This window comes from Streptomyces sp. NPDC050504 (assembly GCF_044458065.1).
GTDB lineage: Bacteria > Actinomycetota > Actinomycetes > Streptomycetales > Streptomycetaceae > Streptomyces.
Window position 1 is genome coordinate 691,984 of record NZ_JBITHO010000002.1, and the last position, 20,609, is coordinate 712,592.

12 protein-coding genes are annotated in these 20,609 nt (G+C 73.0%); 8 read left to right on the forward strand and 4 right to left on the reverse strand.

From position 1 onward, the window contains the following. Positions 1–205 precede the first annotated feature (205 nt). The 6 genes from ACIBNE_RS08935 to galE all read left to right on the forward strand — a co-directional run bounded on the left by ACIBNE_RS08935 (position 206) and on the right by galE (position 10,728). Positions 206–4,309, forward strand: coding sequence for a ribonuclease E/G (locus ACIBNE_RS08935; protein ID WP_399270782.1), 4,104 nt, complete (start codon positions 206–208; stop codon positions 4,307–4,309). A 350-nt stretch (positions 4,310–4,659) separates the two neighbouring features. Further along, entirely contained in the window at positions 4,660–5,787 is a 1,128-nt protein-coding gene (locus tag ACIBNE_RS08940; RefSeq protein ID WP_399270783.1) for a DegT/DnrJ/EryC1/StrS family aminotransferase, read from the forward strand. After that, a complete protein-coding gene (locus ACIBNE_RS08945) occupies positions 5,784–6,797 on the forward strand; it encodes a Gfo/Idh/MocA family protein (RefSeq protein ID WP_399270784.1) in 1,014 nt (337 codons plus the stop codon). The genes ACIBNE_RS08940 and ACIBNE_RS08945 overlap by 4 nt, the downstream gene beginning before the upstream one ends. Then, complete coding sequence (locus ACIBNE_RS08950) at positions 6,794–8,404, forward strand: glycosyltransferase family 2 protein (protein ID WP_399270785.1); 1,611 nt, start codon at positions 6,794–6,796, stop codon at positions 8,402–8,404. Before ACIBNE_RS08945 ends, ACIBNE_RS08950 begins: the two co-directional genes overlap by 4 nt. After that, entirely contained in the window at positions 8,401–9,684 is a 1,284-nt protein-coding gene (locus ACIBNE_RS08955; RefSeq protein ID WP_399270786.1) for a nucleotide sugar dehydrogenase, read from the forward strand. Before ACIBNE_RS08950 ends, ACIBNE_RS08955 begins: the two co-directional genes overlap by 4 nt. Positions 9,685–9,759: 75 nt before the next feature. Next, positions 9,760–10,728, forward strand: coding sequence for a UDP-glucose 4-epimerase GalE (gene galE / locus ACIBNE_RS08960; protein WP_399270787.1), 969 nt, complete (start codon positions 9,760–9,762; stop codon positions 10,726–10,728). 68 nt (positions 10,729–10,796) lie between these two features. On the opposite strand, the gene ACIBNE_RS08965 is transcribed toward galE, so the two are convergent. From ACIBNE_RS08965 to wecB, 4 genes are all read right to left on the reverse strand, one after another. After that, the gene (locus ACIBNE_RS08965; protein ID WP_399270788.1) at positions 10,797–11,972 is read right to left on the reverse strand and encodes an acyltransferase family protein; all 1,176 of its coding nucleotides are present in this window, start codon (positions 11,970–11,972) and stop codon (positions 10,797–10,799) included. Between the two features lie 7 nt (positions 11,973–11,979). Next, on the reverse strand, positions 11,980–13,638 hold the full coding sequence (locus ACIBNE_RS08970; RefSeq protein ID WP_399270789.1) for a hypothetical protein: 1,659 nt from the start codon (positions 13,636–13,638) through the stop codon (positions 11,980–11,982). Further along, positions 13,635–14,960, reverse strand: coding sequence for a glycosyltransferase (locus ACIBNE_RS08975; protein ID WP_399270790.1), 1,326 nt, complete (start codon positions 14,958–14,960; stop codon positions 13,635–13,637). The genes ACIBNE_RS08970 and ACIBNE_RS08975 overlap by 4 nt, the downstream gene beginning before the upstream one ends. Positions 14,961–15,126: 166 nt before the next feature. Then, on the reverse strand, positions 15,127–16,203 hold the full coding sequence (gene wecB / locus ACIBNE_RS08980; protein ID WP_399270791.1) for a non-hydrolyzing UDP-N-acetylglucosamine 2-epimerase: 1,077 nt from the start codon (positions 16,201–16,203) through the stop codon (positions 15,127–15,129). A 291-nt stretch (positions 16,204–16,494) separates the two neighbouring features. Here wecB and ACIBNE_RS08985 point away from each other — a divergent pair, with 291 nt between their 5' ends. Both ACIBNE_RS08985 and ACIBNE_RS08990 read left to right on the forward strand, forming a co-directional pair. After that, complete coding sequence (locus tag ACIBNE_RS08985) at positions 16,495–18,165, forward strand: glycosyltransferase family 4 protein (RefSeq protein ID WP_399270792.1); 1,671 nt, start codon at positions 16,495–16,497, stop codon at positions 18,163–18,165. Between the two features lie 199 nt (positions 18,166–18,364). After that, positions 18,365–20,512 (forward strand): hypothetical protein, encoded by a 2,148-nt coding sequence (locus ACIBNE_RS08990; protein WP_399270793.1) that lies wholly within the window; start codon positions 18,365–18,367, stop codon positions 20,510–20,512. The last annotated feature ends 97 nt before the right edge of the window (positions 20,513–20,609 follow it).

The following is a 20,609-nucleotide window of genomic DNA, read 5'->3' on the forward strand; positions in this document are numbered from 1 at the left end:
GAGCCACCTGGGTCGGGCAGCGCACTGACCAGGAGACTTTCGCCAGGCCGTACGCAATACCGCGTACGGAACCGGCGAGCCAGACATCAGCTCCCGTGCGGCGCCCGCGCCCCGGACAGCGGCCCCCGCGTATCCGTACGCGGGGAAGCGCCGCCGGACCGGAACCAGGCGCGGCGCCCGGGAGCGTGACGGGAGAACCGCCCGCATGCTCGACAACGAGAACGAACAGAGCGTCCACGCACCGCAGGAAGGCCCCGGCGACAAGCTGCCGCCGCGCCGCCGTCGCCGTGCCGCTTCCCGCCCCGCGGGCCCGCCGGTGACCGGCGCCGCCGCCGCGGCCCCCGAGCCCGAGGCCGCCGCTCCGGCCATACCGGCCGCCGATGCCGCCGACGAGGCCGCCCCGGCGCGCCCGCGCCGCCGCGCCACCCGCAAGGCCACCTCGCCCGCGGGTCCGCCGAAGGCAGCCGGGACCGCGATCACGGTCGAGGCCGAGGCCGCCGACGCGCCCGCCCCCGCCGCGGCCGAGGCCGCCGCCGAGCCCGTCGCCGACGCCGCTCCGCCGCGTGCCCGTCGCCGCGCCACCCGCAAGGCCACCGCCCCCGCGGGCGCGCCCCAGAGCGCCGACGCCCCGGCCGAGCAGGTCGCCGAGCCGGTGGCCGTGCCCGTCGCCGACGAGGCCCCGGCCGATGACGCGCCCAAGGGCCGCGTCCGCCGCCGCGCCACCCGCAAGGCCACCTCGCCCGCGGGTGCGCCCGCCCCGGCGGAGGTGACGTCCGTCACGGAGACGGCCGCGTCCGCCGACACCGCCGCGTCCGCGGTGTCCGTCGAGTCCACCGAGGACGACGAGGCGGCAGCGGCGGCGGGCGAGAGCCTGCCCGAGGCCGTCGCCGACGAGCTCGCCGCGGAGAAGGCCGAGAAGCCCGCCAAGGCCGCGAAGACCGCGCGGAGCCGCAAGGCCGCGAAGGCCGGGACGGAGAAGGCCGCCGAGACCGAGCAGGCCGAGCCCGTCGCCGACGCCGCCCCGCGCGGCCGTACCCGCCGCAGGGCCGCCGCGCCCGCCGGCACTCCGGAGTTCAGCCGGGGCGCGGGCCAGGAGCAGGCCGCGAAGTCCGACGCCGAGGAGGAGCGGGGCGGCCGTACGCGCCGCAGGGCCGCCCGTCCCGCCGTCGCCGTCTTCCAGGCCCCGGTCTTCACCGAGCCGATGTTCCAGACGCCGGAGACCGCTGCCGCCGCCGCTGCCGCTGCCGCGCGCGTGGAGCCGGTGCTCGAAGAGGAGGAGGCCGAGGAGGTCGAGGAGACCGTCACGGTCACCGTCGCCGACGTCGTCGAGGCCGGTACGGGCGGCGGTCGCCGCCGTCGTCGGCGCCGCGGCGAGCCCGCCGAGCAGGCCGAGGCCGCCCCGGTGGCCGTCGAGACCGCCGCCGTCGAGCCCGTCGCCGTCGAGACCGCCGACGCGGACGCCGGTGCCGAGACCGAGCCCGCCGACGCCGACGCCGTGGACGCCGAGGGCAACGACCAGGACGACGAGTACGGCGACCGTCCCTCGCGCCGCCGCCGTCGCGGTGGCCGTCGCCGCCGCCGCGGCGATGCCGTGGACGCGGACGAGTCCGGCGAGGTCCGGGCCGAGGACGACGACGCCGACGAGAGCGACGACGCCGAGGGCGACCACGGCGACGAGGCCACCGACGACGCCACCTCGGCCGGCACGAGCAGCAGCCGTCGCCGCCGTCGCCGTCGCCGCCGCAGCGGTGACGCCGCCGTGGACGGCGAGTCGGGCTCCGACGACCCCGAGCGCACGGTCGTCAAGGTCCGCGAGCCCCGCAAGAAGGAAGAGGCCGGCACCGGCTTCGACGAGGTCCAGTCCATCAAGGGCTCGACCCGCATGGAGGCCAAGAAGCAGCGCCGCCGCGAGGGCCGCGAGCAGGGCCGCCGCCGCGTGCCGATCATCACCGAGGCGGAGTTCCTGGCGCGCCGCGAGGCCGTCGAGCGCGTGATGGTCGTCCGCCAGAGCGGCGAGCGCACCCAGATCGGCGTCCTCGAGGACAACATCCTCGTCGAGCACTACGTCAACAAGGAGCAGTCGACCTCCTACGTCGGCAACGTGTACCTGGGCAAGGTGCAGAACGTCCTGCCGTCGATGGAGGCCGCCTTCGTCGACATCGGCAAGGGCCGCAACGCCGTCCTGTACGCGGGCGAGGTCAACTTCGAGGCGCTCGGCATGGCCCACGGGCCGCGCCGCATCGAGTCCGCGCTCAAGTCCGGCCAGTCCGTCCTCGTCCAGGTGACGAAGGACCCGATCGGCCACAAGGGCGCCCGCCTCACCAGCCAGGTCTCGCTGCCGGGCCGCTACCTCGTGTACGTCCCCGAGGGCTCGATGACCGGCATCAGCCGCAAGCTCCCCGACACCGAGCGGGCGCGGCTGAAGACCATCCTCAAGAAGATCGTCCCCGAGGACGCGGGCGTCATCGTGCGCACCGCCGCCGAGGGCGCGAGCGAGGACGAGCTGCGCCGCGACGTCGAGCGGCTCCAGGCGCAGTGGGAGGACATCCAGAAGAAGTCCAAGCAGATCTCGACCTCGTCGCCGAGCCTGCTGTACGGCGAGCCGGACATGACCGTCCGGGTCGTCCGCGACATCTTCAACGAGGACTTCTCCAAGGTCATCGTCAGCGGTGACGAGGCGTGGGAGACCATCCACGGCTACGTCAACCACGTGGCGCCCGACCTCGCGGACCGGCTCTCCAAGTGGACGAGCGAGGTCGACGTCTTCGCCACGTACCGCATCGACGAGCAGCTGATGAAGGCGCTGGACCGCAAGGTCTGGCTGCCCTCGGGCGGCTCGCTGGTGATCGACAAGACCGAGGCGATGATCGTCGTCGACGTCAACACCGGCAAGTTCACCGGCCAGGGCGGCAACCTCGAAGAGACCGTCACCAGGAACAACCTGGAGGCGGCCGAGGAGATCGTGCGCCAGCTGCGGCTGCGCGACCTCGGCGGCATCGTCGTGATCGACTTCATCGACATGGTGCTGGAGTCCAACCGCGACCTGGTGCTGCGGCGCCTGCTCGAATGCCTGGGCCGGGACCGCACGAAGCACCAGGTGGCCGAGGTCACCTCGCTCGGCCTGGTCCAGATGACCCGCAAGCGGGTGGGCCAGGGCCTGCTGGAGTCGTTCTCCGAGACCTGCGTCCACTGCAACGGCCGCGGCGTCATCGTGCACATGGAGCAGCCCGCCGTCACCGGCGGCGGCAACGGCAAGCGCGCCAAGAAGCGCGGCAAGGGCGCGGGCGAGCACGACCACGCCCACGAGCACGACGCGCAGGAGCAGTACGAGACCGAGGCGGAGGTCGCCGCCGAGGTGGCCGAGCCCAAGGCGCTCGAAGAGCCGGTCGCGCCGGACGAGGAGTTCTACTCCAGCCCGGCCGAGGCCGAGGCCGCCGCCACGCGCGGCAGGGGCCGTCGTCGCGCCACCCGCAAGGCGACCGCCCCCGCGGGCGCGCCGAAGCCGGTGGCCGAGGAGGTCGCGGCGGAGGCGGAGGCCGTGGTGGAGACCGCGGCGCCCGTCGTCGAGGCCGCGCCCGCTCCGGCCGTCGTCCCGGTGGCCGAGCCCGCGGCGGAGCCCGTCGCGGTGGAGGACCCCGTGGTGGCCGAGGCTCCCGAGGCCGACGCCGCGCCCAAGCGGACCCGCCGTCGGGCGACCCGCAAGGCGACCGCCCCCGCCGGTTCCCCGGCTCCGGTCGAGGAGGCCCAGACGGCTCCCGTCGCCGAGGCGGCTCCTGTTGCCGAGGCCCAGGCGGCTCCTGTCGCCGAGGCGGCCGAGGCTCCGGCGCCCGTGGTCGAGGCCGAGCCCGAGGCCCCCGTGGTCGAGGCGGCGCCGTCGCGCGGCCGTCGCCGTGTCACTCGTAAGGTGACTGCTCCGGCCAGCTCGCCCGCCGGCGGCGGTGAGGCCGCGGTCATCGTGGTCGACTCCGCGCCGAAGGCCGAGGAGCCCGCGGCCGAGGAGCCGAAGGCCGAGTCCGCTCCGGCGGCGGAGGCCACCGACGCCCCCGAGGCCGAGGCGGCCCCGGCGGCCAAGAAGGCGGCCCGCAAGACCGCCAAGAAGGCCACGGCCAAGAAGGCGGCCACCAAGAAGACGGCCACCGCCAAGACCGCGGCGGCCAAGACGACCGCCGCCAAGAAGACCGCCGCGAAGAAGACGACGGCCAAGAAGGCGGCCACCAAGAAGACGGCCGCCAAGAAGACCGCGGCGGCCGAACAGAAGTCGGCGGCGGTCTCCGCCAAGGCCGCGTCGGCCGGTTCCGACGAGAGCTGAAGCACATCGGCGGAACGCTCGGTGAGCGACCGCTGAACAATCTGTGCCCCGTCCTGGATAAGCTAGGGCGGGGCACAGATTCTGTTTCGGAATCGATGCGGAGGGCCCTTAACACCCCCGAAATTGACAAAGAAATTCCTGATAATGTGACGGCGGTCGCTGCCGTCCTCGCTCTCCACCCGGAGACTGTGCGGTCGGCGACCGGTCCGGTTACAGGGACACAAACCGGTCCCAGATTCCTCGGTAGGGCGTCGGCACTGCGCCGGAGGGGTCCGCGGCGGCCTCATGCGACGTCCGCGCCCCTGACCTCTGCCACATAGAGCTCTTGCGGTGTTCAAGGAGGACGTCCAATGCCGAGCAACGAGCAGCAGCCCATCCCCGCTGCCCGCCCGATCATCGGTGAAGAAGAGATCGAGGCCGCGGTACGGGTGCTGCGCACCGGCCGCGTCGTGCAGGGCCCGGAAGTAGCGGGCTTCGAGGAGGAGTTCTCCGAGCTGGTCGCGGGACGCCACTGCGTCGCCGTCAACTCCGGTACCTCCGCGCTGCACCTGCTTCTGATGGCCATGGGCATCGGCCCGGGTGACGAGGTCATCGTCCCGTCCTTCTCCTTCGCGGCCTCCGCCAACGCGGTCCGCCTCGTCGGCGCCGACGTCGTCTTCGCCGACGTCGAGGAGGACAGCTTCAACCTGGACCCGGCCGCCGTCGAGGCCGCGATCACCCCGCGCACCGCCGCGATCATGCCGGTGCACATCTACGGCAACCCGGCCGCCATGGACAAGATCATGGCCATCGCCGACAAGCACAAGCTCGCGGTCGTCGAGGACGCCTGCCAGGCCCACGCCGCGGCCCTGAACGGCACCCCGGTCGGCGCGTTCGGCACCGGCGGCACGTTCAGCTTCTACCCGACGAAGAACATGCACAGCCTCGAAGGCGGCATGATCTCCACCGGTGACGCCGAGATCGCCCGCACCCTGCGCCTGCTGCGCAACCAGGGCATGGAGCAGCGGTACGCCAACGAGATCGTCGGCGCCAACATGCGCATGACGGACGTCAACGCCGCGATCGGCCGCGTCCAGCTCGCCAAGGTCGGCGGCTGGACCGAGCAGCGCATCGCCAACGCCGCGTACCTCTCCGCGAACATCACCGCGCCGAACGTCGTGACGCCGATCGTCGCCGAGGGCGCGCGCCACATCTACCACCAGTACACGATCCGCGTGCGGGGCGGCGCCGAGGCCCGCGACGCCATGATGGCCGGGCTCACCGAGGCCGGCATCGGCAACGCCGTGTACTACCCGACCCCGATCCACCGGCTCAAGCCGTACTGGGAGCCGGACCAGAAGGCCGGGCGCAACTGGGACCTGCCGGTCACCGAGCGCGCCGCCGCCGAGGTCGTGTCGCTTCCGGTGCACCCGTCGTTGAGCCAGGGCGACCTGGAGCGCATCGTCGCCGCCGTGAACGAGCTGGGAGAGAACCTGTGACCGAGGCAGTGCTGCGGGCGGGACTGGTCGGCCTGGGCTCCATGGGCCGCCACCACGCGCGCGTGCTCGCGGGCCTGGACGGCGTCCAGCTGGTCGGCGTCGTCGACCCGATGGGCGACAAGTTCGGCGCGGCCAACGGCGCGCCCGTGCTCTCCACCGTCGAGGAGCTCATCGAGGCCGGCGTCGACTACGCGGTCGTCGCCTGCCCGACCCACCTCCACGAGGAGGTCGGCCTCAAGCTCGCCGACGCCGGGATCGGCGCGCTCATCGAGAAGCCCGTCGCCTCCACCGTCGAGGGCGCCCGCCGCCTCGTCGAGGCGTTCGAGTCCCGCGGCCTGACCGCGGGCGTCGGCCACATCGAGCGCTGCAACCCCGCGCTGCGCTCGCTGCGCACCCGCCTGGAGGCCGGTGAGCTGGGCGACGTCTTCCAGGTCGTCACCCGCCGCCAGGGCCCCTTCCCGCACCGCATCGCCGACGTCGGCGTGGTCAAGGACCTCGCCACGCACGACATCGACCTCACCGCGTGGGTGACCGGCCAGGAGTACCGCTCCATCGCCGCGCACACCGTCCACAAGAGCGGCCGCCCGCACGAGGACATGGTGTCCGCCGTGGGCCAGCTCTCCGACGGCACCATGGTCAACCACCTGGTCAACTGGCTGAGCCCGCTCAAGGAGCGGTTCACCTCGGTCACCGGCGAGAAGGGCTGCTTCATCGCGGACACCCTCACCGCCGACCTGACCTTCTACTCCAACGCCGCCGTCGCGACCGAGTGGGAGGCCCTGCGGGCCTTCCGCGGCGTCTCCGAGGGCGACATGATCCGGTACGCCATCCCGAAGCGCGAGCCGCTCCTCGTCGAGCACGAGCTGTTCCGGGACGCCGTACTGGGCAAGTCCGACGACATCTGCACGCTCCGCCAGGGTCTGCGCACGGTCGAGGTCGCCGAAGCCGTCATCGCGTCGGCCGACAGCGGACAGACCGTGCGACTTGATGCGGAGGGCGTGGCCAGTTGACCACACCCGATGTCACCGTTGTCGTAGCCGTCTACAACACGATGCCGTACCTCACCGAGTGTCTGAACTCGCTGGTGAACCAGAGCATCGGGCGTGACAGGCTGGAAGTCGTGGCCGTCGACGACGGCTCGACCGACGACAGTGGCCGGGAACTCGACCGCTTCGCGGAAAAGTACCCGGACACCGTCAAGGTGATCCATCAGGCCAACTCCGGCGGCCCGGCTGCTCCCAGCAACCGGGCCCTGGAGGTGGCCACCGGCCGTTACGTGTACTTCATCGGCTCCGACGACTACCTCGGCAAAGAGGCGCTGGAGCGGATGGTGGCCTGCGCCGACGAGCACGGCAGCGATGTCGTCGTCGGCAAGATGGTCGGTACGAACGGCCGCTACGTGCGCCAGAAGCTGTACAAGGGCAACAAGCCGGACATCGACCTCTACACGTCCGACCTGCCCTACGCCCTGGCCAACACCAAGCTGTTCCGGCGCGACCTGGTCGAGAAGCACCACCTGCGCTTCCCCGAGGACCTGCCGGTCGGCTCCGACCAGCCGTTCACGATCGAGGCGTGCGTGCGCGCCGCGAAGATCTCGGTCCTGGGCGACTACACGTTCTACTACGCGGTCAAGCGCGGCGACGCCAGCAACATCACGTACCGCGCCGACCACCTCTCCCGGCTCCAGTGCACCGCGCGGATCATGCACCACGCCGCGGAGCTCATCGAGCCGGGCCCCGGCCGCGACCACGTCCTGGTGCGCCACTTCACCTGGGAGCTGGCCAAGCTCGTCCAGGACGACTTCCTGGACCTGGAGCGCCGTACGCAGACCGAGATCTGCGCGGGCATAGCGGAACTGGCCGACGCCTACTTCACCGAGACCCTGCGCGACGCCATGGACGTCAAGCGGCGGGTGCGCATCGCGCTCGCGCGGCTGGGCGCCGTCGACAAGCTCGGCGAGGCGATCCGGATGGGCGAGGCGCCGCTCCTCCTGGAGGACGGCCGGGCGTACGCCCGCTACCCCGGCTTCCGCGATCCGCTGCTCGGCCTGCCCGACCGCACCTTCGAGCTGATCGGCGAACCGGCCCACACGGCGCTCGCCGAGGGCACCTCGCTGGTCTCGGCCGACTGGGACCAGGACGGCGAGAAGATGGCCGTCTCCCTCTCGGTACGGGTCGGGGTGGCCGGCGAGACCGGGTCGGCCGTGCTCAGGCTCGCCGACAAGGCCATGCCCAAGAGCGCCGACAAGCCCGGCGGGCGCCGCCTGCCCGCCGGCAGCGAACTCCCCGCTCCCGTGGGCGAGTTCGGCAGCGAGGCGGACGGGTCCTCCACGGTCCTGCTCGCCCGCATCCCCGTCCAGCCCCGCAGCGTCAAGCTCGGCGTCCGCGTCTACCTGGACGTGGCGGGCTCGACGTACGAGATCCCGGTGCCCACCCGCGGGGTCCCGCTCCCGCTGGCCAGGCGCTGGCGCGAGACCATCCCGTACCGCATCTCCGCCAACTCCAACTCCAAGGGACGCCTGGTCATCACGACGGCGCCCCTGTGGGGGCCCGAGCCCGGTACGGGCAGGCGCGTCCGCACACTGCTGTCCCGTGTAAAGAGGAAACTGACCCGATGAATATCTGTGTAGTCGCGCTCGGCAAGATCGGCCTGCCGCTCGCCGTCCAGTTCGCCGCCAAGGGCCACAAGGTCATCGGCGCCGACGTCAACGAGAAGGTCGTCGAGCTGGTCAACGCCGGCACCGAGCCCTTCCCCGGCGAGTTCGACCTCGACCGCCTGCTGAAGGAGACCGTCGACGCCGGGCTGCTGTCCGCGACGACCGACACCGCGGCCGCCGTCGCCCAGTCCGACGCCGTCGTGGTCGTCGTCCCGCTCTTCGTGGACGCCGAGGGCACCCCGGACTTCGGCTGGATGGACAACGCCACCGAGGCGATCGCCAAGGGCCTGAAGCCCGGCACCCTCGTCTCGTACGAGACCACCCTCCCGGTCGGCACCACCCGCACCCGCTGGGCGCCGATGCTGGAGAAGGGCTCCGGCCTCACCGCGGGCCAGGACTTCCACCTGGTCTTCTCGCCGGAGCGGGTCCTCACCGGCCGCGTCTTCGCCGACCTGCGCCGCTACCCCAAGCTCGTCGGCGGCATCGACGAGGCGTCCGCCGAGGCGGGCGTGGAGTTCTACGAGAAGGTCCTGGACTTCGACGAGCGCGAGGACCTGCCGCGCGCCAACGGCGTGTGGGACCTGGGCACCGCCGAGGCCTCCGAGCTGGCGAAGCTCGCCGAGACCACCTACCGCGACGTCAACATCGGCCTGGCGAACCAGTTCGCCCGCTTCGCCGACCAGAACGACATCGACGTCCTGAAGGTCATCGAGGCCTGCAACTCGCAGCCCTACAGCCACATCCACCAGCCCGGCATCGCCGTCGGCGGCCACTGCATCCCGATCTACCCGCGGATGTACCTGTGGAACGACCCGGAGGCGACCGTCGTGCGCTCGGCCCGCGAGGCCAACGCCGCGATGCCCGAGTACGCTGTCGACCTGCTGGCCGCCGCCTACGGCGACCTCAAGGACGTGAACGTGCTCGTGCTGGGCGCCGCCTACCGCGGCGGCGTCAAGGAGACCGCGTTCTCCGGCGTCTTCGGCACCGTCGAGGCCCTGAAGGCGCGCGGCGCGGTGCCGTTCGTCTCGGACCCGATGTACACGGACGAGGAGCTGGCCGCGCACGGCCTCGCCCCCCACCGGGGCGAGACCGTCACCGCCGCGATCCTCCAGGCCGACCACGTCGAGTACAAGGAGCTCGCCTCCTCGGACCTGCCCGACGTGACCGTCCTGGTCGACGGCCGCCGCACCACGGACCCGGCCCGCTGGGAGGGCGTCCGCCGCGTCGTCATCGGCGGCTAGTCCTTTCCTCGGCACGAACTCCGGCCCTGCCCCGCGCACTTGTGGGGCAGGGCCGACCTGCAGATGGTTCTCCCCATGACCTGGTTGATTACTGGCGGCGCCGGCTACATCGGCTCCCACGTGGTGAAGGCGATGACGGACCGCGGCGAACGCGTCGTGGTCCTCGACGACCTGAGTACGGGGCGCGCGGAGCGCCTGCCGGACGGCGTCCCGCTGGACGTGGGCACCGTCCTCGACCCGGAAGCCGTCGACCGCGTCCTGCGCGCGCACGCCGTCACCGGCGTCGTGCACCTCGCGGGCAAGAAGCGGGTGGCCGAGTCGGTCGCGCGACCGCTGTACTACTACCGCGAGAACGTCGAGGGCCTGCGGGTCCTCCTCGACGGGGCCGCCGCGGCGGGCGTGCGCCGCTTCCTGTTCTCCTCGTCGGCGTCCGTGTACGGGATGCCCGACGTCGACCTGGTGACCGAGGGCACCCCGTGCGCGCCGATCAACCCCTACGGCGAGACCAAGCTGGCGGGGGAGTGGCTGGTCGGCGCGGTGGGCCGGGTCCACGGCATGGCCACGGCCTCGTTGCGCTACTTCAACGTGGCGGGCGCGGCGGAGCCCGCGCTGGGCGACGAGGGCGCCTTCAACCTCGTACCGATGGTCTTCGAACGGCTGGAGGCCGACGAGCCCGCGCGGATCTTCGGCGACGACTACCCGACCCCGGACGGCACCTGCGTGCGCGACTACGTCCACGTCGAGGACATCGCGTCCGCGCACGTGGCGGCCGCCGACCGGCTCGCCGCCGACCCCGGGGCGGCCCTCACGCTCAACATCGGGCGCGGCGAGGGCGTCTCCGTCAGCGAGATGATCGGGATCATCCACGAGGTGACGGGCCGCGGCGACCTCGAACCCGAGGTCACCGCCCGCCGCCCCGGAGACCCGGCCAGCGTGGTCGCGTCCGCCGCCCTGATCGCCCGCGAACTCTCCTGGACGGCACGGCACGACGTACGCGCGATGGTGGAGTCGGCCTGGGCGGGCTGGCGCCTGCGCCACCCGTAGGACGACGTACGGAGAGGGGCCCCGGAAGACGTCTTCCGGGGCCCCTCTCCGTACGTGCGCGACGGCTCTCAGACCCGTCCCGCGCGCTGCTCGGCGCGCGCCGCGGGGACCGGCGGCGGACCGGCCTGCGCGGGGCGCGGCACGGACGGGCCGATGCGGCGCAGCCACCGCTCGGCGGGGTGCTCCACGAACCGGTAGCAGAGCGCGGCGAGCGCCAGGCTGACCGTCAGCACGCCCAGCCAGAACACCGCGGTGTCGCCGCCGGGCGCGGGCCTGCCCCAGTGGAAGACGGCCGCCCTGAGCACGATCTCGTGCACCAGGTACCAGGCGAACGACCAGTGCCCCAGCTTGATCGCCCAGGCGCCGCCGAGCCCGGTGCGCCGTCCGTCGAGGTCGGCGCGGGCCGCCGCGCAGATCAGCGCCGCGAACAGCGGCGCCGAGAGCCACTGCGAGGCGGTGTACGGGCTGTACCAGAGGGCGTCGGGCACCGCGTCCGACCACGGGATCAGCGCCAGGTGCCAGCCGGCGACCAGCGCGACCGCCGCCCACAGCGGGACGGGCGGGCGCCAGCCGCGCTTCACCGCGAGCCCTGCCACCACGCCCAGCACGAACTGGAGCGAACGGGTCAGCGGCAGGTAGTCCAGCGCCCAGCTGCGGTCGGCGGGGGAGAGGCCCGACAGCGCGGGCCACAGCACGGCGGTCGCGACGAGCACCGCGACGGCCGTCCACGCCCAGACCCTGGCCCTGCGCCCCGCGAGCAGCGCCAGCAGGGCCGGGAAGATCAGGTAGAACCAGGCCTCGTCGGTGAGCGACCAGGCCGCCGGATTGCCCCCGGTGTACAGCACGGGGTCCGGGAACCACGCGTGGACCAGCAGTAGGGTCGCGGCGATCGCGGAGAGCGGCACGTCGCGGCCCATCCAGGCCCACACGCCGACCGAGAGCCCCACGCTGACGGCGAGCAGCGGCCAGATGCGGGCGAAGCGCCGCCAGAGGAAGACCTTGGCGGGCACCTTCGCCCCGTCGTACGTCCAGGCGAGCACGAAGCCCGACAGGACGAAGAAGAACGTCACGCCGCTGCGGCCGTACCAGACGGTGTCGCTGAGCCCGGGTACGGTCCCGACCTGGCGCGACAGGTGGTAGAGCACCACCAGCAGCGCCGCCCAGAACCGCAGCCCGGTCAGCGAGGGGAGCCGGTCGCGGCCCCTCGCCGCCGGGGCGGCGGGCTGAATGCCCCGTCTTCCCACCGGACGCTCAGCGCCGGGGGAGCAGCAGGCGGTCGAAGTCCTCGCGGACCACGGGCCAGTCCCAGGACGTCAGGGCGTGGGACGAGGCCTCCTGGCCGGTCTTCAGCCAGGTCTCCTGGTCCGCGGTGTGCTCCTGGATGCGGGCGACGGCCTCGCGGACGCTGCCGACGACCCAGTCCTCGGGGAACAGCGTGCGGGCGCCGTTGTCCTTGGCCGCGAAGAACGGCCAGTCGCGGACGACCGGGATCGCGCCGCTGGCCGCGCCCTCGACCAGTGCGCAGTGGAAGGACTCGCGGACCGACGTGCTGAGGATCACGCCGACGTCGGCGAGGGCCGCGGGGACGTCGTCGACCTGGCCGATGCGGCGGACCACGCCCGCGGCCTCCAGCTCTTCGAGGTCCTTCTCGTAGCGCTCGGCGTAGGCGCGCGAGGCCGGGCTGAGCTTGGCGTCGACGTCCTCGCCGATGAGCAGCAGGCGGTAGCGCCTGTCCTTGGCGTACAGGGTCCGGGCGACCGCGACGGCCCAGCGCGGGTCCTTGGCGACCGCCGAGATGCCGGTCAGGGCCAGCGTGAAGCGGGCGTCCGCGGACTTGGGGCGGACGAACGACGCCAGGTCCATGGCGTTGTGCACGACGTGCATCCGCGGGTACGGGTCCCACTTGAGCTGCGGCACCGTCGCCAGCGTCAGGTCGCGCAGGTGCGCCCCGACGAACACGAGGTCGTCGACGCGGGAGAAGTCCACCAGGTACGGCCAGGGGCTGAAGGCCTCCGCGCTGTGCAGCCGCACCACGATCCGGGTCGTGCCCGGGTCGACGGCGGTGAACAGGGCGGCGGGGCCCAGGCACCAGTCGACGAAGACGGTGTCCGCCCAGTCCAGGTGCGGGCGCAGCAGCTCCTCGGCCTGCCGCCCGAACTCCCGGTCGCCGCCCAGGCGGTGGTCGGCGAGCCGGGTCATGGCGGTGGCCAGCTTGTCGAGCGCGGGCTCCGCCCCGAGGTCCAGGTTGCGCACCTCGACGTCCGGGTGGGCCGCGTAGTGCTCCTGGACCTGCTTCAGGAAGGTGGTGTTGCCCCGCGTGACGAACAGCAGCCGCAGCGGCCGGTCGGTGGGCGCGGGGGCGGGCGCGGAGGCCCGGCCCGCGCCGCGCGACAGCGCCCTTATGGTCGAGCTGCGGTGCAGCGGCGCCAGGAACGCGTGCGGGTCGCGGGCCAGCGGCGACGTCGTCCGGTCGAAGTGCAGCACCCGGTGGAACGCCAGCTGGAGCGCGGCGACGGCGGACGCGGCGGCCCGCTGCGTGTCGGACGCGGTGAACCTGCGGTCGGCGAACGCCATCTCGGCCTGGACCGCGGCCTCCAGCGCGCGCGGCACCTTGCCGCGGGCCAGTTCGACGCGGGCGGCCTCGCCGAGCAGGTCGGCCCGGCGGCGCGGGTCGGTGGTCTGCTGGGCGGCGGCGCGCAGCGCGAGGACCGCGCCGCTGGGCCGGTTGGCCTTGTCCAGGCCGCCGCCGACCTGGCGGGCGAGCTTGAAGCGGACGTCCTCGGGGAGACCGGGGGCCCCCACGGCGAGCCGCCAGGCGCGCGCGCCCACGGGGTTGCGCAGCACCTTCGAGCTGATCGCCTTGCGGGCCACCGAGTCCGGCAGCCCCTTGTTCTTCTTGTCCGCGGTCATGCCCGCTTCCCCTCTGACAGCAGGGCCGGTCGTACGGCCTCGGTGAGATGACGGGCCGCGGGGGCCATCAGTACACCTCGGGTGAACTTGTCGGCGTGCGCGCGGGCCGCGGCACGCTGCTCCTCGGTCGCCTCGACCGCCATGTGGGCGGCGCGGACGAAGGACTCGGCGAGCTTCTCCGAGTCCAGGCCGTAGGCCCCGGTCCACATCGGGTGGCCCTCCAGGACGTACGACGCGTCGTGGTCCTCCTCGTGAGCGGAGAGCACGGGCAGCCCGGACGCCATGAACTCGTACACCTTGCCGGACGTCACGAAGCGCCCGCCGACGAGCATCAGGACCAGCGCGTCCCAGCGCCCGTACGTCGCGGCGACCTCGGCCTTGGCGACCGGGCCGCGGAAGACGACGTTGTCGGCCTCGGCCTGCCGGATCAGGGTCATGTGCGCGTTGGCCTCGCGGCTCGCGCCCGCCCCGATGTGGCCGCGGATCTCGAACTGCGAGCGCGCCACGAGCGGGTCGCGCTCGCGGGCCATGCGCCAGCCCTCCAGGACCGTGGCGAGGAACGCGGGCTTGAAGTTGACCGAGCCCAGGTAGCCGAAGGTCAGGCCCTTCTCCGGGTCGGCCGCGCCCTTGACCGCGGGCACGCTGTCCGGGTCGAAGCCGTTGCGCACGACCTGCACGCGCTCGGCCAGCTCCGGGTAGCGCTCGCGGTAGAAGTCGGCGATCGGGTCGTTGACGCACCAGATCTCGACCGCGTCGCCCAGGACGCGCGCCTCCCACTCGCCGGAGACGGAGTCACGGGCGAAGGCCTCGCCGCCGCCGATGACGTCCACCGACCAGCCGTCGCGGAAGTCGATCGCGTACGGGATCTTGTGCGCGTCCCACAGCTTCCAGGCCGCGGCCAGGTTGACGTACGGCGCGCAGCTCGCGACGAGCATGTCCGCAGGGAACTCCCGGTGGATGTCCAGGACGCCCTGCTCCAGCGCCTCGCGCCAGCCGCCGAACACCGGCTCGGGGAAGTGCTCCAGGTGCCGGTTGCGCTCCCGCGTCATCCACTTGATGGGCGCGAGCGCACGGTCCTCGGAGAACACCCTGATGTCCGTCTCCAGGTCCTCCCTGGCGAGCGGGAGCTCCACGATCCGCACCCGGGGGTCGACCGGGTCGGAGAGCGTGTGGTCGAGCCCGTACTCGCGCTCCCAGGACTCCTCCGCGATGGTCAGCACGGTGACGTCCCAGCCCAGCTCGACGAACTGGTTCGCGGTCTCGCGCATCCGGTACGCACAGCTCTTCGCCGCCGGCGGGAAGCCGATGGCGAGGTAGATCATGTGCGGCCGGATGCCGCTCGGCTGGGGTCCCGTCGTCCTGGTTCGGGACGGGGCCCCACCCGGGCCGGGCGGCCTGAGTCGCTTGATCACGTTACGCAAGGGGTGCTCCGGGAGGATGGATGGAGAGAAGGGGACTGCGGTGCACGGCGGCCGGCGGCGCGGCGGCTCAGCGCTCGGTGATCGCCTGGACGGCGCGCACCGCCGCGTTCCCGTCACCGTACGGCGTACCACGCGGGGTGGTCGGCGCGGGACGCGTGGCGAGCGCGGTGAATTCCGGGGTCTCGTGCGGGTCGGGGACCAGGTGGTTCCAGCCGCCTTCGAGGGTCTCGACCCACTCGGTCTCCGGGCGGATCGTGGTGCAGGCGCGCTCCAGCAGGAACGCCTCCTTCTGGAGGCCGCCCGAGTCGGTGACGACACCGGCGGAGCCGAGGACGGCGGCGACCAGGCCCGCGTACGGGAGGGGGGCGCCGACGCGGACCGCGCCCTGGTTCAGGTCGATGCCGTGCTGCTCGGCGCGGGCCACCAGGCGCGGGTGGGCCAGCAGGGCCACCGGCACCGGCAGGGCCGCGAGCGCGCCGACGATGGCGGCGAGGCGCTCGGGGTCGTCGGTGTTGTCGGGGCGGTGCAGCGTCGCCACCAGGTAGGGGGCCTCGGGGTCGATGCCCTCGGGCAGCTGCGGGCGCGGGTGCTCGCCGGCCAGGACGGCGTCGCGGATGCGCAGGCAGACGTCGACCATCACGTCGCCGACGAGCGTGGAGCGCTCGGTCAGGCCCTCGTTGGCGAGGTGGCGCATGGCCTCCTCGGTGGGGGCCAGCAGCAGGTCGGCCGCGTGGTCGGTGAGGACGCGGTTGTGCTCCTCGGGCATCCGGCGGTTGAAGGAGCGCAGGCCCGCCTCCAGGTGCGCGACCTTGTAGTGCAGCTTCACCGCGGAGAGGGCGCCCGCCACCGTGGAGTTGGTGTCGCCGTAGACCAGGACCCAGTCCGGCTTCTCGGCCTCCAGGACCTTGTCCATCGCCGCGAGGACCGCACCGGTCTGCTCGCCGTGGCCGCCGGAGCCCACGCCCAGGTGGACGTCGGGGTCCGGGATGCCCAGGCCGGAGAAGAACACGTCGGACAGGTTGGCGTCGTAGTGCTGGCCGGTGTGCACGATGACGTGCTGGTGCGGCGTGCCGGCGAAGGCGGCCGCGATGGGGGCGAGTTTGACCAGCTGGGGACGCGCCCCTACGACACTGAGGACCTTCACGTGCGGTGCTCCTTCAAGGAAGCTTCGAATAACAGACGTACGAGAGGTCTCCGATCATACGGGCGTGCCGGACGGCCCCCGGCCGCCTCCGGGGGCGGTCCGGGGGGCTGCTCGTTGGTCGGATGAGGGGCGCTATGCTTTGATGCGGCCGGGTTTTGTGGCCGTGCCGTTTGCGCCCATGTGCAATGCACGAGACGCCCGCTTCGAACGGCACTGGTGTTGCAGGCCCGACCGAGTCGGGCGGGCTCCTGAAGTGCCAGACCTCTCAGAATCATGAAAGGCACACAACATATGGAGCTCGACACCACCGACGGGCAGACCAGGCCCAGGGGCTCCCGAGGCCGGATCGTGATGCTGGTCGACAACGGGGTGCGCAACGACTCCCGCGTGCAGAAGTCGGCCCGCTCGGCCGCCGAGGCCGGCTGGGACGTCATCCTCTTCGGCGTCTCCCCGACGCGCGAGATCCAGAGCTGGAAGATCGGCGACGCCGAGGTCCGCCTGGTGCCCAAGCCCAGCCCCCTCTCGCACCGCCGCCAGGACCTGCGCGGCCCGCGCCTGCGCAACCCGCTCGCCTACCGCACTCCGCAGATCGCCGCCTACCGCCAGCAGGCGGTCAAGGCGTGGCGCGCGGACCTGCGCTTCCGCGCCGCGGCGGCCAAGGCCCAGTCGCAGGCCCAGGGCCCCGGCAAGGGCAGCGCCAGCGGCAGCGCGGCCCGCCTCATCGTGCCCAAGGTCACCGCCAAGGCCATGGGCAAGTGGGTCGCCCTGCGCTCCGGCATGATGCGCCGCACCAAGCGCAAGCGCGCCAAGTTCGACGCCCCCATCGACCGCGTCATCACCAACGTGTGGCAGACCGTCATGGGCGAGCGCGCCTGGCGCCAGATGCTCCCCTACCTGTGGGACTACGAGCTGGCGTTCGCCAAGCACATCGACGACCTCAAGCCCGACCTGATCCACGCGCACGACTTCCGCATGCTCGGCGTCGGCGCCCGCGCCGCCGTCCGCGGCCGCGCCGCCGGCTACCCGGTCAAGCTGGTCTGGGACGCCCACGAGTTCGTGCCGGGACTGCACTCCCACCACGAGCGCTGGCTGCCCGGCCACGTCGCCTGGGAGAAGGAGCACGCCGTCTTCGCCGACGCCGTGATCACCGTCTCGCCGTCGCTCGCCGACCTGCTGGTCGAGGGCCACGGCCTCAAGGAGACGCCGTACGTCGTCCTCAACGCCCCGGTCAGCCACCCCGACCCGGAGGAGGAGGCGGCCGCCGACCCGACGCCGGACCTGCGCGAGATGTGCGGCATCGGCCCCGACGTCCCGCTGCTCGCGTTCTGCGGCGGCATCAACCCGGTCCGCGGCGTCGAGACGATGATCGAGGGCCTCAAGCTGATGCCCGACGTCCACGTCGCGCTGGTCTCCACCCCGCCCGGCAAGCCCTTCCCGGCCACCGCCAAGATCCTCAAGCTGGTCGAGGAGCTGGGCGTCGAGGACCGCGTCCACGTCCTGCCGTTCGTGCCGCACTGGCAGGTGCCCGAGTTCCTGTCCACGGCCAACGCCGCGGTCAGCCCGCTGCTGCACCTGCCCAACCACGAGCTGGCGCTCAGCAACAAGTTCTTCGAGTACTCGCAGGCCCGTCTGCCGCTCGTGGTCAGCGACATCAAGACCATGGCCGAGATGGTCAACAGGACCGGCCAGGGCGAGGTCTTCAAGGCCCAGGACACCGAGGACTACGTCCGCGCCGTCAAGGCCGTGCTCGCCGACCCCGAGCGCTACCGCGCCGCCTACGACAAGCCCGGTCTGCTGGAGAAGTGGACGTGGGAGGCCCAGGCGGAGGTCCTCGACACGATCTACAGCCGGCTGCTGCCCGGCACCGAGGCCGCGCCCAGGGCGGCGCGCCCCGCGGCGGCCGCCGAGAAGGCCGCCCCGGCCCCGGCGCTGCGGCCCTCCGGCCAGGAGAGCGGTGTGTGACAGGGCGGCTGTGAACTGCCCCGTCGGCCCGGCCGAAGGCGCCCCGGAGCACCGCTCCGCCGTCTTCGGCCGGGCCGACGCCCTCAGAGCCCGTGTCTGACACGGGCTCCCGGGGCCCGGTGCCTAACCCCCGGGCCCCGGCACAGACCCTCGGCTCCCACCCGGAACACGACGCAGAACACACGGAGGACCTCCTCGCATGACCCAAGTACTTCTGATCGCGGGCGCGGTGCCGACGCTCTCTATGCTCAAAGCCTCCGTGGAGAAGTTCCGGGCCGTGGGAGCGACCGTGCAGCTCGCCGGGCTCTTCGACCGGGACGCGCTGGAGCTGGACGGCTCGCTGCGCGGCCTCGACTTCCGCTCGCTGAACGAGGCCGCCGCCGAGCGCGGCACCGCCTTCGCCAAGCGCACCGCCAAGCTGCCCCCGCCGCGCCGCACCTGGGTGAGCGTCGAGCGCGACCAGTGGACCCGCCGCCACGCCCGCAAGGCCCAGGTCCTCGTCGCCCTCGACCAGAACGCCGTGTACACCGTCTGGCGCCTGGCCCAGCACAACCGCCGCGCCGACGCGGTCTTCGGCGTCGCCCCCGCGCTGCGCGCCCTGGAGGCCCGCGCCGAGAACCCGCTGCACTACGCGCTGCGCGACGTCGTGCGCACCGTCCCCTCGCCCGCCGTGACCGCCCGCTCCACCAAGCGCGCCGTCCGCCAGGGCGCCGGCATGGTGCTGCGCCGCGCCTCCTCGCCCGCCGTGATGCGCACCGCGATCGGCGCCAAGGCCTGGCGCACCGCCGTCGTCGCGCCCCGCGTGCCCGACCGGATGCGCGCCAAGCTGGCCCGCCGCGTCAGCCTGTCCATGGCCAAGGGCGGCCGCAGGACCGGCGCCACGATGGTCCTCGACCAGGCCGCCGACCGCACCGCCAACCGCACGCTCCAGGCCGCGCTGCTCGCCGAGGCCGCCCGCGCCGACCTGGCGCGCGGCCACGACAACCCCAAGCTGCGCGACAAGGCCATCGCCGCCGCGCTGACCGTCGCCGACGAGCGGTTCAAGAAGAAGGACGTCTCCAAGGCCGCCGACCAGCTGTCGACCGCCTTCGCGCTCGCCTTCAACCGCGGGATCCACTTCGACGGGGTCTCCTCGCCGATGGCCAAGGACCCCGACGCCTACCTCGCGGCCTTCCGCCGCAGCGCCGCCTTCAAGGCCCTGTCCGCCCCGCGCGGCCGGGCGCTGCCCGCCGTCCCCGCGCCGACGGACCGCCCGCTGCGGCTGCTGGTCACCACGTACGCCAACGCGGCCTTCCTGCAGTCCATCAGGGACCGGTACGAGAACCACCCGAACGTCGAGATCCGCTACCTCGACGTCAACGAGGACGAGACGCTGCGCCCGCTGGTCCGCGGCATCAAGCGGATCATGGAGCACGCGCTCGGCGGCCAGCTCCCCTTCAGGGAGAAGGTCGAGGAGGCCCTGCGCCCCCACCTGGACTGGGCCGACACCGTCTTCATCGACTGGTGCACCAACGCGGCGGGCCTGTTCACCGCGATCGACCCCGGCACCACCCGCATGGTGCTGCGCCTGCACAGCTACGAGGCGTTCGCGTTCTGGCCGCACGTCGTGGACTTCACCCGGATCGACGACCTGATCCTGGTCAGCGACCACCTGCGCGAGCTGGTCGAGCGGGTCCTGCCGCAGCTCGGCGGCCCCGGCGCGCCCGCGCGGCACGTCATCGCCAACGCCATGGACCTGGTCCGCTTCCAGCAGGACAAGACGGACGCCGACGTGCGCTTCGCCCTCGGCCTGGTCGGCGTCAGCGCCGTCGCCAAGGACCCGCGCTGGGCGCTCGAAGTGCTGCGCCTGCTGCGCCAGAAGGACGACCGCTACCGCCTGGTCATCATCGGCGAGGGCCTGAACCGCAAGGCGGGTCCGGTCGTGCGCGCCTACGACAACCTGCTCCAGCCCGAGCTGGAGGAGCTGGAGGCGGCGGGCGCGGTGCACCGCGTGGGCCAGACCTCCGACGTGCCCGGCGCGCTCACCGACGTCGGCGTGATCCTCAGCAGCTCGGTGCGCGAGTCCTTCCACTGCGGCCTCGTCGAGGGCGCGGTCAGCGGCGCGCTCCCGGTCGTCCGCGACTGGCCCTTCTTCGCGTCCCTGGAGAACGGCCCGCGCACGCTCTTCCCGGCCGACTGGGTCGTCGCCACGCCCCGGGAGGCCGCCGACCGCATCCTCGCCCTGACGGGCACCGAGGAGGCCTGGCGCGCGGCCACCGAGCCCGCCGCCAAGCACGCGCTGTCGATGTGGGACTGGTCGGTCGTCGGCCAGGAGTTCGACAGGCTGCTGCTGCCCGCGCAGGCGTAGGCACGGCGCGTACGTACGAGTGAGGCGCCGCCCCCCGCCCGGGGGGGCGCCCCCCCCCCCCCTAACGCCCGGGGTGCTAACCGCGCGGGGGGGCACC

What these genes read in the sequence shown, in the direction of transcription:
- ACIBNE_RS08935 (WP_399270782.1), top strand. Translation starts at nt 206, where the DNA reads ATGCTCGACAACGAGAACGAACAGAGCGTCCACGCACCGCAGGAAGGC.
- ACIBNE_RS08940 (WP_399270783.1), top strand. Translation starts at nt 4,660, where the DNA reads ATGCCGAGCAACGAGCAGCAGCCCATCCCCGCTGCCCGCCCGATCATC.
- ACIBNE_RS08955 (WP_399270786.1), top strand. Translation starts at nt 8,401, where the DNA reads ATGAATATCTGTGTAGTCGCGCTCGGCAAGATCGGCCTGCCGCTCGCC.
- galE (WP_399270787.1), top strand. Translation starts at nt 9,760, where the DNA reads ATGACCTGGTTGATTACTGGCGGCGCCGGCTACATCGGCTCCCACGTG.
- ACIBNE_RS08970 (WP_399270789.1), bottom strand. Translation starts at nt 13,638, where the DNA reads ATGACCGCGGACAAGAAGAACAAGGGGCTGCCGGACTCGGTGGCCCGC.
- ACIBNE_RS08975 (WP_399270790.1), bottom strand. Translation starts at nt 14,960, where the DNA reads ATGATCTACCTCGCCATCGGCTTCCCGCCGGCGGCGAAGAGCTGTGCG.
- ACIBNE_RS08985 (WP_399270792.1), top strand. Translation starts at nt 16,495, where the DNA reads ATGGAGCTCGACACCACCGACGGGCAGACCAGGCCCAGGGGCTCCCGA.
- ACIBNE_RS08990 (WP_399270793.1), top strand. Translation starts at nt 18,365, where the DNA reads ATGACCCAAGTACTTCTGATCGCGGGCGCGGTGCCGACGCTCTCTATG.